Origin of the sequence: Cryobacterium sp. Hh7, assembly GCF_004403155.1 — a bacterium.
GTDB lineage: Bacteria > Actinomycetota > Actinomycetes > Actinomycetales > Microbacteriaceae > Cryobacterium > Cryobacterium levicorallinum.
Window position 1 is genome coordinate 1 of sequence record NZ_SOHG01000069.1, and the last position, 13,583, is coordinate 13,583.

Below are 13,583 nucleotides of genomic sequence, written 5' to 3' on the forward strand. Positions count from 1 at the left end.
CCGAAGAAAAGTTAGGTCATACAAAACCCAGCCGCCAAAACCCGAGTTGACCAGCACTTCTGGAACTCTGACCGAGGCTAGCTAGGAAACTCCCGCTAGACCAACTCGGGCGCTTCGCATTCCGCGGCCGCGCGCACTGCCCCCGAAGCGACGAGCGCCACGACTCCCTCAATTTCGGGGGAGAGAAAGCGATCGTGGCCGGGCCCGGCGGCCACGGTGCGCACGAGGTCGCGTACCGCTCCGGTCGCGGCGCCCGGCTCAAGCGGTGCCCGCAGATCGAGCGAGCGAGCCGCCGTCATGATCTCGATCGCGAGCACCCGGCCGAGCCCGTCGAGCGAACGGCGCAGCTTGCGGGCCGCATGCCAACCCATCGAGACGTGGTCTTCCTGCATCGCCGACGAGGGAATCGAATCAACGGATGCCGGCACCGCCAGCCGTTTGAGCTCCGACACGATCCCGGCCGCTGTGTATTGGGCGATCATGAGCCCGGAGTCCACGCCCACCTCGTGCGCGAGGAACCGCGGCAGGCCCTTGCTGCGGCTCCCATCGAGGTGACGGTCGGTGCGTCGCTCACTCATGCTCGCGACATCCGCTGCGGCAATGGCGAGAAAATCGAGCACGTAGCCGAGCGGGGCGCCGTGAAAGTTGCCGTTCGACATAACTCGGCCGTCGACCGTGACAACCGGGTTGTCGATGGCGCTGTCCAGCTCGCGGCCGGCCACCAGGGCGGCGTGGGTGGCGGTGTCACGTGCGGCGCCGTGCACCTGCGGGGCGCAACGCAACGAGTAGGCGTCTTGCACCGAGGGATCCTCGGGGCCGGCGTGGCTCGCGACGAGCGGGGAGCCCTGCAGCAGTCGGCGCAGGTTGGCGGCGCTGTCGGCCTGGCCGAGCTGGGGCCGCAGTTGCTGCAGATCCGCCGCGAAGACAGCATCCGTTCCGAGCAGAGCCTCGACACTCATCGCCGCGGCGATGTCGGCGGTCACGAGCAGGCGGGCCAGGTCGTCGAGGGCGAGCACGAGCATGCCGAGCATGCCGTCGGTGCCGTTGATCAGGGCGAGGCCCTCTTTTTCGGCGAGCACGACCGGCCTGATGCCGGCTGTGGCGAGGGCGTCACCGCCGCCGAGCAGGGCGCCGCTGGCATCGCGCGCCTGCCCCTCGCCCATCACGACGAGCGCGCAGTGGGCGAGCGGCGCGAGGTCGCCGGAGCAGCCGAGCGAGCCGTATTCGTGCACGACCGGGGTTATTTGCGCGTTGAGCACGGCCGCGTAGGTCTCGGCGGTGGTCGGGCGCACTCCGGTTCGCCCGGTCATCAGCGTCGAAAGCCGCAGCAGCATGAGGGCGCGTACGACCTCGCGTTCCACTTCGGGGCCGCTGCCGGCGGCGTGCGAGCGCACCAGGCTCGCCTGCAGCTGCGCGCGCCGGTCGGAGGTGATGAACGTCGTCGCGAGGGCGCCGAAACCGGTCGAGATCCCGTAGTGCGGTTCGGTGTCAGCCGCGAGGGCATCGATGATGGTGCGGGTCGCTGCCACTTGCTGGAGGCTGGCCGGATCGAGGCTGACGCGCGCATTGTGCCTCGCGACGGCGATCACATCGGCGAAGGAAAGGGCGCCGGTTCCGACGACAACGGTGGCTGCGATAACGGATGCCCCGCTCTGGTCGTGCGCGGATGCGGAAGTCTGAGGCGTGGTCGTGAGGGTCATGGTTCGATTCGACACCCCCAGGGCCCCAGACGATAGGGCGCTATGCTGCTTCGTGTCCGGGATACCGGACGCGAAGTACTCGCCCTGAACGAACGCGGCAGCATTATCTTCGACTCGAAGTGGCAGCCGCTCGGCGAGGACGTGAAAGGAACGCCATGGCGACCGCATCGAAGGTTCCGGCCGCCGAAAGCACGCTGCGCGTGCTGACTCACCTCGCTGCGCAGCGCGGACCGACACCGGCGGCCGCCGTGGCCAGCGCTCTTGGCTTGCCGCGCTCGACCGTCTACCAGCTGCTCGATGTGCTCGTGGCGCAGGGGTTCGTCGTGCACCTGCCCGAGGAACACCGCTACGGACTCGGCATCGCCGCCTTCGAGCTGAGCACGGGATTCAGCCGCCAGGAGCCACTCTCCAGGCTCGGTCGCCCGTTGATTGCCCAGCTTGTCGACCGGCTGGGGGAGAGTGCGCACCTCGTGGTGCTGCACGGCCGCGACGTGATCTACCTGGTCGAAGAGCGCGCCGCGCACCGCCCCTCGCTCGTTTCCGACGTCGGCGTGCGGCTGCCAGCGCACCTCACGGCGAGCGGTCGCGCCCTGCTGGCGGCGCTTCCGGCGGCCCAATTGCGCGCCCTGTACCCCAGCCAGGCCGCGCTCGAGCAGCGCGACGGCCGGGGCCCGCGCTCCCGGCTTGAGTTGCGGGCGGTACTCGATCGAGTGCGAACCGACACCTACGCCACCGAAAATGGCGAAATCACGCCGGGCATCGCCTCGGTCGCGCTCGCCGTACGCGATCATGCGGGGTGGCCCGCCGCCGCGATCGCGGTGACCTTTGCGCGCGACCGCTTCCCGGACGACTACTGGCCGGCGCTCGCTGCAACCGTCGCGGCGACGGCCGCCGAGCTGTCCCGCCGCATCGGTGGCCGCCCGCGCTAACGCCCGGCCTCGCGGCACTTTTTAGAGATGCGGGCACTCGTTCCATTTGGTGCCTCGGTCTACAACGAGTGCCACGAGCCCGGTTCCGCCTGCAGGTGCTGCGACGGGCTAGCCCTGGCGGGCCTTCGCGCGGGGGTTGAGCTTGTTGATCACAAAGGTGCGACCGCGGCGCCGCACGATTTGCGATCCCGGAACCTTCTTGAGCGCCTTGAGGGAATTGCGTACCTTCATTTATTTCTCCATTGCTTATTGAGAACGAATATCAATTAGAGTAACAGGCATGCAGACAGAAACGTATCTTCGGGTGAATGTGGTGAGCGGCCTGGCCGGCGCCGGTAAATCCTCGGTGGCCCTGACCCTCGGGCGGCAGCCATTCGCCCTGACCACCTCCGTGTCCGATGCCCTGCGCACGGTGCTCACCGAGGTTGCCGACGCGGTGCCGGGCGGCCGGGGGGAGGCATGCGCCATTGATGTCTTCGTCGAAGCGCCAACCGCGGTGGGCCCGCTGGAAATTGCCAGTTCCCTCGTTGAGACCGGCGACTCGCCGGAGCGGCTGGCGAATGGGCATGCGGTGCGGCTCGGTGACCTCATCACCGTGCTCGATGCCGGGCGATTCTGGGCTGACCTGCGCAGCGAAGCCCTCGCGCCCGTCCCGGAAGAACACGACGTCAACTTCTCCGATACCCACGACGATCCCGACCGCACCGTCGGCGACGTATTGATCGAGCAGGTCGAGTGGGCCAGCATCGTCGTGATCAATAAGACCGACCTCGTGCACGCCCGCGACGCTGCCGATATTCGGGACTTCGTGCGCCTGCTCAACCCGGCCAGTCACGTCGTGTTTGCCGAACACGGCCGCGGCAGCGCCGAGAGCTGGCCGGTGCCGCGCCGGGACATGTTCGCCTGGCTGCAACGCAGTCCCGGCTGGGTGCGACAGCTCAACGGTGCCGCCCTGCTCTCACGCAGTCCGCAGGGGCTGATCTGTGTCGTCTACCGTGACGTGCGCCCGTTCCATCCGCTGCGCCTGGCCGAATTCTTTCGTGACCGCGCCGAGGAGTCGGGTGAGATCCTGCGTTCCCGTGGCCTGTTTCGCCTCGCCACTCGGCCGTCGACGGTCGGCTCGTGGAGCAGTGCCGGCCCCACGATCACCTTCGAACCGACCGGCATGCAGAGCCATGACCCGGATTCCCCGCTAGGCCAGGAGATCGCCTTCTTCGGACGTGACCTCAACGCCCGTCTACTCAGCGCCAACCTCGATGCCTGCCTGCTCACCGACGCTGAATTTCTCGCCGGACCCATGTTCTGGAACACCCTGGCCGACCCGTTCCCCGCCTGGGTGCTCGAAAGCGCCGCCTGAGTTACAGGCTCTTGGCGAAGCAGACGCTGAACTCTTCGCCGATGTACTGGCCGAACAAGTCGATCTGTTCGTAGCCGCGACCGCGGTACAGCGCCATAGCCGCGTGTTGCAGTGGGCCGGTTTCCAAGGCGAGAGAGCGGATACCGCGGCCAGCGGCATCCGCTTCGATGCGGTCGAGCAGGCGGCCGGCTATACCGCGCCCCCGAACCTCGTCGTAAACGAACAGTCGCTTCAGCTCGGCAGTCAGATCGGAGCCGAGTGGAATCAGGGCGGCCATGCCGCAGGCTGCGCCGTCTTCGTCCCTGGCCACGTAGACGGCAACGCCCGGGCGTTCGAGCTGGTCGGTGCTGAGCAGAAAGCTGTTCTCCTCCGGGTAGAGGGAGTGCGCGAAGACGGTGCCGGCCGCCAACAGCGCCTCAACGTCGGCCTGACGCGGCGGCTCGATACTGATCGAAATGGTCATGTCCTCAGAATAGAGCGAGGCAATGTGTACCTATCTGCGTGACTTTTCAGGAGGCATAGGGTAACGTCGATAGGTCGGCTCTTGACACCGCGCTGTGCGCGGATGGGTTTGTAAGTCAAGTTGGGCCGGTTTCCCAGTAATCCGCTGGTGAAAAATCACTGTATGTGAACGGCCCCGACCACAGATTGCTCGGGTTCTCAGTTACGTCGCGTGTGCGATGTTGTTCTGCCATGTACTGAACACAACCCAGAGATATCTTTATGCCTCAAGGCAATTCGCACAACTCCACCGTCGGTCGTGGCGGTAAGAACTTCGATCCCAAGTACGCCTCCAAGGGCGGATCGGGCCACGGCGGTTCCAACAACGCCGGCAGCAAGAGCCCCGGACACCGCGGATACCGCGCTGACGAGGGTGCCCCCAAGAAGCAGCGCTGGAATGCAGACGAGCGCGCCGCGCGCTCGAACGAGCGTCCCTCGAGCGAACGTCCGGCCTACGGCTCGCGTTCCGTTCGCCCCGAAAACGGCGGCCGCACCAACACCGAGCGCAACGAGCGCCCGACCTACAACAACGACCGTCCGGCTCGCACCGAGCGTCCGTCCTATGGTGACCGTGCTCCGCGTACCGACCGTCCGGCCTACAACAACGACCGTCCGTCGTATGGTGACCGCAACAGCGCTCCCCGTACGGAGCGTCCGTCCTATGGTGACCGTGCTCCGCGTACCGACCGTCCGGCCTACAACAACGACCGTCCCTCCTACGGTGACCGTGCTCCGCGTACCGACCGTCCGGCCTACAACAACGACCGTCCGGCTCGTACCGAACGTCCGTCCTATGGTGACCGCAACAGCGCTCCCCGTACCGAGCGTCCGTCCTACGGTGACCGTGCTCCGCGCACCGACCGTCCCGCCTACAACAACGACCGTCCGGCTCGTACCGAACGTCCCTCCTACGGTGACCGCAACAGCGCTCCTCGCACCGAGCGTCCGTCCTACGGCGACCGCGCCCCGCGCAGCTTCGAAGACCGCGCCCCGCGCCGCTCCAACGATGACCGCCCGCCCCGTCGCGACTTCGGTAACGACCGTCCCAGCGACGGCGACAGCAAGTTCTACCCGAAGCGCAGCGAAGAGGGTGTCAAGCCCACCTTCGCCGGTGGCGAAGACGTCGTCCTCGAGCGTCTCGAAGCCATTGCAACGACCGCGTCCGACGTTGTCGGCGTAACCTTCGGCGATCTCGGCCTCGGCGAGAACATCGTTCGCGAGCTCGCCACCCTCGGCGCTCCGGCCCCGTTCCCGATCCAGGCCGCGACCATCCCCGACGTTCTCGCCGGTCGCGATGTGCTCGGCCGTGGCAAGACCGGATCCGGCAAGACCATCGCCTTCGCTGCTCCCTTGGTTGAAAAGCTCATGGAGAACAACGGCGCCAAGGATCGCAAGCACGCCCGCAAGCCGCGCGCGCTCATCCTGGCCCCGACCCGTGAGCTCGCGCTGCAGATTGACCGCACCGTGCAGCCCATCGCCCGCAGCGTCGGCCTCTTCACCACCCAGATCTACGGCGGAGTTCCGCAGCACCGTCAGGTGAGCGCCCTCCAGCGCGGCGTCGACATCATCGTTGGCACCGCCGGACGCATCGAAGACCTCATCGACCAGGGTCGCCTGGACCTGAGCGAAGTCGTTATCACCGTGCTCGACGAGGCCGACTACATGTGCGACCTCGGATTCCTCGAGCCCGTGCAGCGCATTCTGCGTCAGACCAAGGCCGGCGGCCAGAAGTTGCTCTTCTCCGCCACCCTCGACAAGGGCGTTGCCTCGCTGGTCAAGGAATTCCTGACCAACCCGGCCGTGCACGAGGTCGCCGGCGAGGACCAGGCGTCCTCCACGATCGACCACCGCGTGCTCGTCATCGAACACCGCGACAAGAGCCGCATCATCGAAGAGCTCGTCAATCGTGAGGGCAAGACGCTCATCTTCAGCCGCACCCGGGCCTACGCTGAGCAGCTCGCCGACCAGCTCGAAGACGCCGGAGTCAAGGCCACCAGCCTGCACGGTGACCTCAACCAGGCCCGTCGTACCCGTAACCTGCAGATGCTCACGAGTGGCCGGGTCAACGTGCTCGTCGCAACGGATGTCGCTGCTCGCGGAATCCACGTTGACGACATCGACCTGGTCATCCAGGCCGACGCCCCCGACGAGTACAAGACGTACCTGCACCGTGCCGGCCGGACCGGCCGCGCGGGCAAGACCGGAACCGTCGTGACGCTCATCCCCAAGCAGCGCAAGCGCCGCATGGACGAGCTGCTCGACCGTGCCGAGATTGACGCGAGCTACACCTCCGCCACCCCCGGTGACGCGGCTGTACGCGAACTCGCCAACATCTAGCATCCGTTTGAACTAAAAGGGGCACTCGCCAACCGGCGGGTGCCCCTTTTGTGTGCCCGCCACCGCGTCGGTGGGTTGCCGAACCCGCCCGCATCTGCCAGAATTACTTTCCGAACGGTCGGTAACTTATTCCCCGTTCCCGCACGCACACGCAGACACCGTCGTCAGGAGAGAATATGGCTGAGGCCTACCTCGTTGGAGGAGCACGCACCCCCGTAGGCCGGTACGGCGGAGCCTTGGCCTCGGTTCGTCCCGATGACCTCGCCGCGCTCGTCGTCGGCGAGGCCGTGCGTCGCGCCGGTATCGACCCCGGCCTGATCGAAGAGATCATCTTCGGCGCTGCCACCCAGGCCGGCGAAGACAACCGCAACGTCGCCCGCATGGCAGGGCTGCTCGCCGGGCTGCCCGACCACGTACCCGGAATTACCGTCAACCGGCTCTGCGCCTCCGGAATGTCCGCCATCACGATGGCCGCCCAGGCGATCCGCGCCGGCGACGCCGACCTTATAATCGCCGGCGGCGTCGAATCAATGACCCGCGCACCCTGGGTGCAGGCCAAGCCCGAGCGCCCCTGGGCCAAGCCCGGCGCCCAGTTCGACACCTCCATCGGCTGGCGGTTCGTCAACCCCAAACTCGCCGCCCGCGACAAGGCCACCTTCTCCATGTCGGAGACGGCCGAGGAGGTCGCCCGGCTCGACGGCATTACCCGCTTAGAAGCGGATGCCTTCGCCCTCCGCAGCCATCAGCGCGCCGCTGCCGCGATCGATGCTGGCCACTTCGTTGACGAAATCGTCGGCGTGCCCACCAAAAAGGGCGAGGTACTCGTCGATGAGGGCCTGCGCCGGGACACCACCCTCGAGGGCCTCGCCGCCCTGCGCCCCATCGTCGCGGGCGGCTCCGTCGTCACGGCCGGCAACGCGAGCTCGCTCAACGACGGCTCCTCTGCGATTCTGGTCGCGAGCGGTGAGGCCGTGAAAAAGTACGGCCTGACGCCGCGCGCCCGCGTCGTCGTCGGCGCGAGCGTCGGCCTGGCCCCCGAGATCATGGGCCTCGGCCCGGTCGTCGCCACCCAGCGTGCCCTCGAGCGCAGCGGCCTCGACATCGCTGACCTCGGGGCGATCGAGCTCAACGAAGCCTTCGCCACCCAGTCCATCGCCTGCATCCGTCGCCTCGGCCTCGATGAGGAGATCGTCAACCGGGATGGCGGGGCGATCGCGCTCGGGCATCCGCTGGGATCGAGCGGAGCGCGCCTGGTCGTGACCCTGCTGGCCCGCATGGAACGGGAAAATGCCGGGCATGGCCTCGCCACGATGTGCATCGGCGTCGGCCAGGGCTCGGCCCTCATTCTGGAGCGTGTCTGATGTCTATTTCTGAACTTGAACTTGAACTCGGCGATCGCGGCGAATCCGGCGTCCCCGACCGCGTCGGCGTTCTCGGCGGCGGGCGCATGGGCGCCGGCATCGCCCACGCCTTCCTGCTCGCCGGGGCCCACGTGTCCCTCGTCGAACGCAACGACAGCGAAGCGGATGCCGCGCGCGAGCGCGTGCTGCGCGCCGTCGACGCGAGCATTGCCCGCGGGGCCACCGGCGAGACCCGCTCGGAGCTTGAGGCCCGCCTCGCCGTCGGCGCCGATTTTGCCCTGTTCAGCGACCGGGAGCTCGTCGTCGAGGCCGTTCCCGAGGTGCGGGCGCTCAAGATCGAGGCCCTGCAGAAGGTCGAGGCGCAGCTTCCCACCGACGCCGCCCTCGCCAGCAACACCTCGTCGATCTCCATCGACGACCTCGCCGACGAGCTGAAACGGCCGGCCCGCTTTCTCGGCCTGCACTTCTTCAACCCGGTGCCCGCCTCCAACCTGGTCGAACTCGTCACCGGCAGCGCCACCTCGCCCGAATTGGTAGCGGATGCCCAAAGCTGGGTCTCCGCCCTCGGCAAGACTCCGATCACCGTCAGCGATGCCCCCGGATTCGCCTCCTCCCGGCTCGGAGTGGCCCTCGGCCTCGAAGCCATCCGCATGCTCGAAGAGGGAGTCGCGAGCGCCTCGGATATCGACGCCGCCATGATGCTCGGCTACAAACATCCGGTTGGACCGTTGAAACTGACCGACCTGGTCGGGCTCGACGTGCGGCTCGGAATCGCCGAATACCTGCACAAACAGCTCGGCGCCCGCTTCGAACCGCCGGCGCTGCTGCGCAAACTCGTAGCCGAGGGCAAGCTCGGCCGCAAGTCCGGCCAGGGCTTCTACCACTGGGACGAGGCCTGATGCCCGCCCCGACCACGCAAGGCACTCTCGAAAACGCACCCAATCCGTTGGTCGAGCCTGTCGAGACCGCCATTCCGACAACGCGACCCATCCTCGAAAACGCACCTCATCCCACCGCCAAGGAGGCGCCCATGACGACCATTCTGCCCAGCTACGTTCAGGGAGCCTGGTGGACCCCGACCGATGCCTCGACCGGTACCGACGTCTGTGACGCCTCGACCGGCGAGGTCGTCACCCGCGTCAGCACCCACGGCCTCGATCTGGCCGCCGCGCTCCACTACGCGCGCACGGTCGGCCAAAAATCGCTCGGGGAGCTTACGTTTCACCAGCGTGCCGTGCTGCTCAAGCAGATGGCGCTGCTGCTGACCGAGCGCAAGCAGGAGCTCTACGCGCTCTCCAGCCGGACCGGCGCCACCAAGGTCGACTCCTGGGTCGACATCGACGGCGGAATCGGCGTGCTGTTCAGCTACTCATCCAAGGGCCGCCGTGAACTGCCCAACGCCCGTGTCTACGTCGACGGACCGGTCGAGCCGCTCTCCAAGGACGGCTCCTTCATCGCCCGCCATATTTACTCCCGCCTGCCCGGCGTGGCCGTGCAGATCAACGCCTTCAACTTTCCGGTCTGGGGTGCCCTGGAGAAGTTCGCGCCGGCCTTCCTCGCCGGGGTGCCGACCCTGGTCAAGCCCGCGACCCCCTCCGGCTACCTCGCCGAAGCCTTCGTGCGTATCCTCGCCGACTCCGGCCTGCTGCCCGCGGGCTCGCTGCAACTCGTCTCCGGCAGCGTGCCGACCCTATTCGACGACGTGCGCCTCGGCGACCTCGTCGCCTTCACCGGATCGGCCTCCACCGCCGAGAAGCTGCGCGCGAGCGACTCCGTGCAGACCGGGGGAGTGCGCTTCACCAACGAGACCGACTCGATCAACGCCTCGGTCCTTGGAACGGATGCCGTCACCGGCACTCCCGAATTCGACGCCTTCGTCAAGCAGGTCGTCACCGAGATGACGGTCAAGGCCGGCCAGAAGTGCACCGCCATCCGCCGCGTGATCGTGCCGCGCGCGGCTATGGATGACGTCGTCGCGGCCGTGCAGGCGCGCATCACCGAGCGCATCGTGCTCGGCGACCCGCGCGCCCAGGGCGTCACCATGGGCCCGCTCGCCTCCACCGCGCAGCGCCTCGAAGTGCTCAAGCAGGTCGCCCGCCTGCAGGCCGCCGGCGGCGAACTCGTCGTCGGTCAAACGGATGCCCCCGCCGTTCTGCACGCGGACGGCACGACCGGGTTTGCTCCCGACGGCGCTTTCGTCGAGCCGCTGCTGCTGCGCTTCGACGATGCGTCGGCCGCCGCCGTGCACGAGGTCGAGGCCTTTGGCCCGGTCTCGAGCGTGCTCGGCTACGACACCATCGATGAGGCCATCGCCCTCGTTCGGCGCGGCGGCGGATCGCTCGTGACCAGCATCGCCACGCACGACCCGTCAGTGGCCGTCGCCCTGATGACCGGCATCTCGGCCTTCAACGGTCGGGTACTCGTGCTCGACCGTGACGACGCCCGCACCTCGACCGGGCACGGTTCGCCGGTGCCGCAGCTCGTGCACGGCGGCCCAGGCCGGGCCGGCGGCGGCGAAGAGCTCGGCGGCATCCGCGCGGTGCTGCACCACATGCAGCGCACCGCCATTCAGGGCTCACCCGAGATGTTGACGGCCATCACCGGAATCTGGCACCAGGGCGCGTCGGCGCGAGCCGGCGACACGCATCCGTTTCGAAAGAGCCTGGCCGAGCTCGTAATCGGCGACCAGATCGTCTCGGACTCGCGCACGGTGACCCTCGAGGACATCGAGACCTTCGCCCAGTTCACCGGCGACACCTTTTACGCCCACATGGACGAGGAGGCGGCCGCAGCCAACCCGTTCTTCCCTGGCCGGGTGGCGCACGGCTACCTGCTCGTCTCCTGGGCCGCTGGCCTGTTTGTCGATCCGGCACCCGGGCCGGTACTCGCGAACTCCGGCCTCGAGAACCTGCGTTTCGTCACGCCGGTCTCGCCGGGCGACAGTATCCGCGTCGCGCTTACCGCGAAGCAGATCACTCCGCGCGAGACCGACGAGTACGGCGAGGTGCGCTGGGATGCCGTGCTGACCAACCAGAACGACGAGCTGGTTGCGTCCTACGACGTGCTCACCCTGGTTGCCAAGCACTAACTTCCATCATCTCCAACAGCTGGCCCGCGCATCGAGCGCGGGCCCGCAGTCGTGAGCTCGGTCCGCGGTCGGGCGCGCCCCTCGGTCGTGATTGAGCCCGCTCGCTACGCGGGAACCGGCACGGTGGTTCCGCGCGTGGACGCCCGGGCGGTGACGGTGGTCCTGGGTCGCGGCGACAGAGGAGTGTCCGGCATGGAGTCGTCCTCGCTCACTATGACCAGTCCTTGGGCGCTGTTGGCCGAACGGCTCAGGTCTTCGATCCACTGGCGGTTGAGGGTGGCCGCCCGACCTCCCACGAACTTGAAGTAGAGCGGAATAGCGGGATTGAGCCAGATCGAACTGCGCCCGGACCCCACCTCGGCGGAATCGCGCCAGGACAGCAGAACGCTCTCGCCGCGGCGCAGCTTCTGAACGATCACCATTTGCAGGTGTGCCAGGGTGCGGTCGTCGATCTCCACGATGACTCGGTCATAGGTAAGAGAGCCCATGAGTGCCTTCCAATCAAATTCAGCAATGTCGCTCATGTCAGTATCTCGGCCGCGTCAGGAGAGCACTAGAGGCCAACGGCCCCACCTGACCCCCCAGTTCGTCCGGGGCCCGGGGCCGGAACCTGAGCCCAGCTTACAAACTGGGCCCGCGTTCGTAAGGTGGGCCCGGCATCCGCTCAGCACTAGCGTGATTCAACCGGCGTCGTCGTCTGTGGTGCCGGCGCGAACGCGCGCGATCGTCTCCCACGCCGCCACGGCAACCAGAATGACCGAGGTCGCGACGCCCAGCCCGAGCGGAGTCACGAGGGCGGCGGCCGCACCGGCCACGGCGAGCACGGCAATTCCGACGACGTGCGAGATGAGCACGGTGCGCGCGACGATCCAGCGAAACAGCAGCAGCCCGACGAGGTAGAACAGCGGCCCACCGACCAGGGTGACGGCAACCGGAAGCGTCATGACATCCTCCGGATGCTCGAGCACTGATTTGTCCGCGACCGAGGTCAGCACGATTCCGGCGATGACGATCGCGTGCACGTAGGTATAGGCGAGTCGAGCGATGCGGCCCGGCTCGCTCGACGCGGCGATCGCCTTGCTCCCGGCACGCTCCCCGTGATCGAAATAGAGCCACCACATGGCCACGCCGTTCACAAAGGCGAGAAACAGACCGGCAATCCCCAAAGCGGATGCCTCCTGGTCGACAAATGCAAACCCGGTCACCAAAAAGGACTCGCCGATCGCGATGATCACGAACAGGGCGCTACGCTCGGCAATATGCGGGCCGGAGACATCCCAGTCGTCGACACCGGGTGCTTTCAGCCCGGGAACGCGAAACCCGAGGCTCGCGGACCCGTACTCGATGGCGAGGGCGATGAGCCAGGCCGGCAGGCGATAGGTCAGCGGCAGCAGCGCCCCGACGATCCAGAAGGCGCCGGCTGCCGACAGCCAGAGCAGAATGCGCAAAAACGTCGCGTGCAGGGCCGGATCGTGCCGGGCGAGGGCGAGCACCATGAACACCGTGCGCCCGAGTTGCAAGGCCACATACGCGATGGCGAAGATCAGCCCCTGGTCACCGAAGGAATCGTAGATTGAGGTACTGATCACGAGACCCACGAGGGAGAGGCCGATGACGACACCGCGCACCGGCAGCCTGGCCGGATCGAGCCAGTTGGTCACCCAGGTCGTATATACCCAGAGCCACCAGAGGGCGAGCACGAGAATGATCGACTCCAGTGCACCCACCCAGGACTGGTTGGCATACAAATAGCGCGAGAGCTGAGTCAGCGCAAAGACGAAGATGAGGTCGAAAAACAACTCGATGTAGGTGACGCGCTCGCTGCGCTCGGTGTCCTCCGGCCGCAGCAGGCTTCGCCGAAACCCGAGACGCAGAATCCAGGCGCGATGCTCAAGCGGATGCTGCTGCGTCGTCTTAGATGATCGGCTCACGTCCCCAGTCTCCCGCAAGCCCCCGACATCCGCAGTTCCAATTCCGCCTCACTTACGTTCCGGGCCCGGAACCCGGGCCCAGCCGATAACCGGGGCCCGCCTTCACAGGGTGGGCCCGGTGGGTGAGTGAATGACGTGGGCCCGTTGGGGTGGGTGGCTGCCGAGTACGGCCCAGCGTCCGAGCCCGGGCCCGGACGCTGGGCCCATGTTCTATCGTGGGCCCGCCTTCACAGGGTGGGCCCGGCTTCCGAGCTAGGTATGGGGAGTTGGGTGCGGAGCGGGGCGACACGCCCGGGTGGGGGGCGTTTTGACGGGTGGGTGGTCTGGCCGTAATGTATCTATACGTACCCCAAAGGTGCGGAAAGCCGCAGTGCTTCCC

11 protein-coding genes are annotated in these 13,583 nt (G+C 67.2%); 6 read left to right on the plus strand and 5 right to left on the minus strand.

What is annotated here, in order from left to right; translation table 11 throughout:
* Positions 1-95: 95 nt before the first annotated feature.
* Positions 96-1,700: a histidine ammonia-lyase gene (hutH, locus tag E3T43_RS18335; protein WP_134473499.1), complete on the minus strand. Its 1,605-nt coding sequence runs from the start codon at positions 1,698-1,700 to the stop codon at positions 96-98.
* Positions 1,701-1,855: 155 nt separating this feature from the next.
* Here hutH and E3T43_RS18340 point away from each other — a divergent pair, with 155 nt between their 5' ends.
* Positions 1,856-2,629: an IclR family transcriptional regulator gene (locus E3T43_RS18340; protein ID WP_134473500.1), complete on the plus strand. Its 774-nt coding sequence runs from the start codon at positions 1,856-1,858 to the stop codon at positions 2,627-2,629.
* Between the two features lie 108 nt (positions 2,630-2,737).
* Here the strand turns inward: E3T43_RS18340 and ykgO are convergent, their stop codons facing one another.
* Positions 2,738-2,860 carry a type B 50S ribosomal protein L36 gene (ykgO, locus tag E3T43_RS18345; RefSeq protein ID WP_035839829.1) on the minus strand — a complete coding sequence of 41 codons (123 nt, stop codon included), beginning with the start codon at positions 2,858-2,860 and terminating at the stop codon, positions 2,738-2,740.
* A gap of 49 nt (positions 2,861-2,909) precedes the next feature.
* On the opposite strand from ykgO, the gene E3T43_RS18350 reads away from it, so the two are divergent.
* Entirely contained in the window at positions 2,910-3,986 is a 1,077-nt protein-coding gene (locus E3T43_RS18350) for a GTP-binding protein (RefSeq protein WP_134473501.1), read from the plus strand.
* A 1-nt stretch (position 3,987) separates the two neighbouring features.
* On the opposite strand, the gene E3T43_RS18355 is transcribed toward E3T43_RS18350, so the two are convergent.
* Positions 3,988-4,449 (minus strand): GNAT family N-acetyltransferase, encoded by a 462-nt coding sequence (locus E3T43_RS18355; RefSeq protein ID WP_134473502.1) that lies wholly within the window; start codon positions 4,447-4,449, stop codon positions 3,988-3,990.
* A 260-nt stretch (positions 4,450-4,709) separates the two neighbouring features.
* On the opposite strand from E3T43_RS18355, the gene E3T43_RS18360 reads away from it, so the two are divergent.
* The 4 genes from E3T43_RS18360 (at position 4,710) to paaZ (ending at position 11,273) form a co-directional block, all read left to right on the plus strand.
* Positions 4,710-6,824, plus strand: coding sequence for a DEAD/DEAH box helicase (locus tag E3T43_RS18360; RefSeq protein WP_134473503.1), 2,115 nt, complete (start codon positions 4,710-4,712; stop codon positions 6,822-6,824).
* 176 nt (positions 6,825-7,000) lie between these two features.
* Positions 7,001-8,185 carry a thiolase family protein gene (locus E3T43_RS18365; protein WP_134473504.1) on the plus strand — a complete coding sequence of 395 codons (1,185 nt, stop codon included), beginning with the start codon at positions 7,001-7,003 and terminating at the stop codon, positions 8,183-8,185.
* On the plus strand, positions 8,185-9,084 hold the full coding sequence (locus E3T43_RS18370) for a 3-hydroxyacyl-CoA dehydrogenase family protein (RefSeq protein WP_134473505.1): 900 nt from the start codon (positions 8,185-8,187) through the stop codon (positions 9,082-9,084). The genes E3T43_RS18365 and E3T43_RS18370 overlap by 1 nt, the downstream gene beginning before the upstream one ends.
* A 131-nt stretch (positions 9,085-9,215) precedes the next feature.
* Complete coding sequence (paaZ, locus tag E3T43_RS18375; protein ID WP_134473506.1) at positions 9,216-11,273, plus strand: phenylacetic acid degradation bifunctional protein PaaZ; 2,058 nt, start codon at positions 9,216-9,218, stop codon at positions 11,271-11,273.
* Positions 11,274-11,377: 104 nt separating this feature from the next.
* Here the strand turns inward: paaZ and E3T43_RS18380 are convergent, their stop codons facing one another.
* The gene (locus E3T43_RS18380; protein WP_370450006.1) at positions 11,378-11,797 is read right to left on the minus strand and encodes an ATP-dependent DNA ligase; all 420 of its coding nucleotides are present in this window, start codon (positions 11,795-11,797) and stop codon (positions 11,378-11,380) included.
* A gap of 156 nt (positions 11,798-11,953) precedes the next feature.
* Positions 11,954-13,204 (minus strand): low temperature requirement protein A, encoded by a 1,251-nt coding sequence (locus tag E3T43_RS18385; RefSeq protein ID WP_166791393.1) that lies wholly within the window; start codon positions 13,202-13,204, stop codon positions 11,954-11,956.
* Positions 13,205-13,583: the final 379 nt, after the last annotated feature.

What these genes read in the sequence shown, in the direction of transcription:
- hutH (WP_134473499.1), bottom strand. Translation starts at nt 1,700, where the DNA reads ATGACCCTCACGACCACGCCTCAGACTTCCGCATCCGCGCACGACCAG.
- E3T43_RS18340 (WP_134473500.1), top strand. Translation starts at nt 1,856, where the DNA reads ATGGCGACCGCATCGAAGGTTCCGGCCGCCGAAAGCACGCTGCGCGTG.
- ykgO (WP_035839829.1), bottom strand. Translation starts at nt 2,860, where the DNA reads ATGAAGGTACGCAATTCCCTCAAGGCGCTCAAGAAGGTTCCGGGATCG.
- E3T43_RS18350 (WP_134473501.1), top strand. Translation starts at nt 2,910, where the DNA reads ATGCAGACAGAAACGTATCTTCGGGTGAATGTGGTGAGCGGCCTGGCC.
- E3T43_RS18355 (WP_134473502.1), bottom strand. Translation starts at nt 4,449, where the DNA reads ATGACCATTTCGATCAGTATCGAGCCGCCGCGTCAGGCCGACGTTGAG.
- E3T43_RS18360 (WP_134473503.1), top strand. Translation starts at nt 4,710, where the DNA reads ATGCCTCAAGGCAATTCGCACAACTCCACCGTCGGTCGTGGCGGTAAG.
- E3T43_RS18365 (WP_134473504.1), top strand. Translation starts at nt 7,001, where the DNA reads ATGGCTGAGGCCTACCTCGTTGGAGGAGCACGCACCCCCGTAGGCCGG.
- E3T43_RS18370 (WP_134473505.1), top strand. Translation starts at nt 8,185, where the DNA reads ATGTCTATTTCTGAACTTGAACTTGAACTCGGCGATCGCGGCGAATCC.
- paaZ (WP_134473506.1), top strand. Translation starts at nt 9,216, where the DNA reads ATGACGACCATTCTGCCCAGCTACGTTCAGGGAGCCTGGTGGACCCCG.
- E3T43_RS18380 (WP_370450006.1), bottom strand. Translation starts at nt 11,797, where the DNA reads ATGAGCGACATTGCTGAATTTGATTGGAAGGCACTCATGGGCTCTCTT.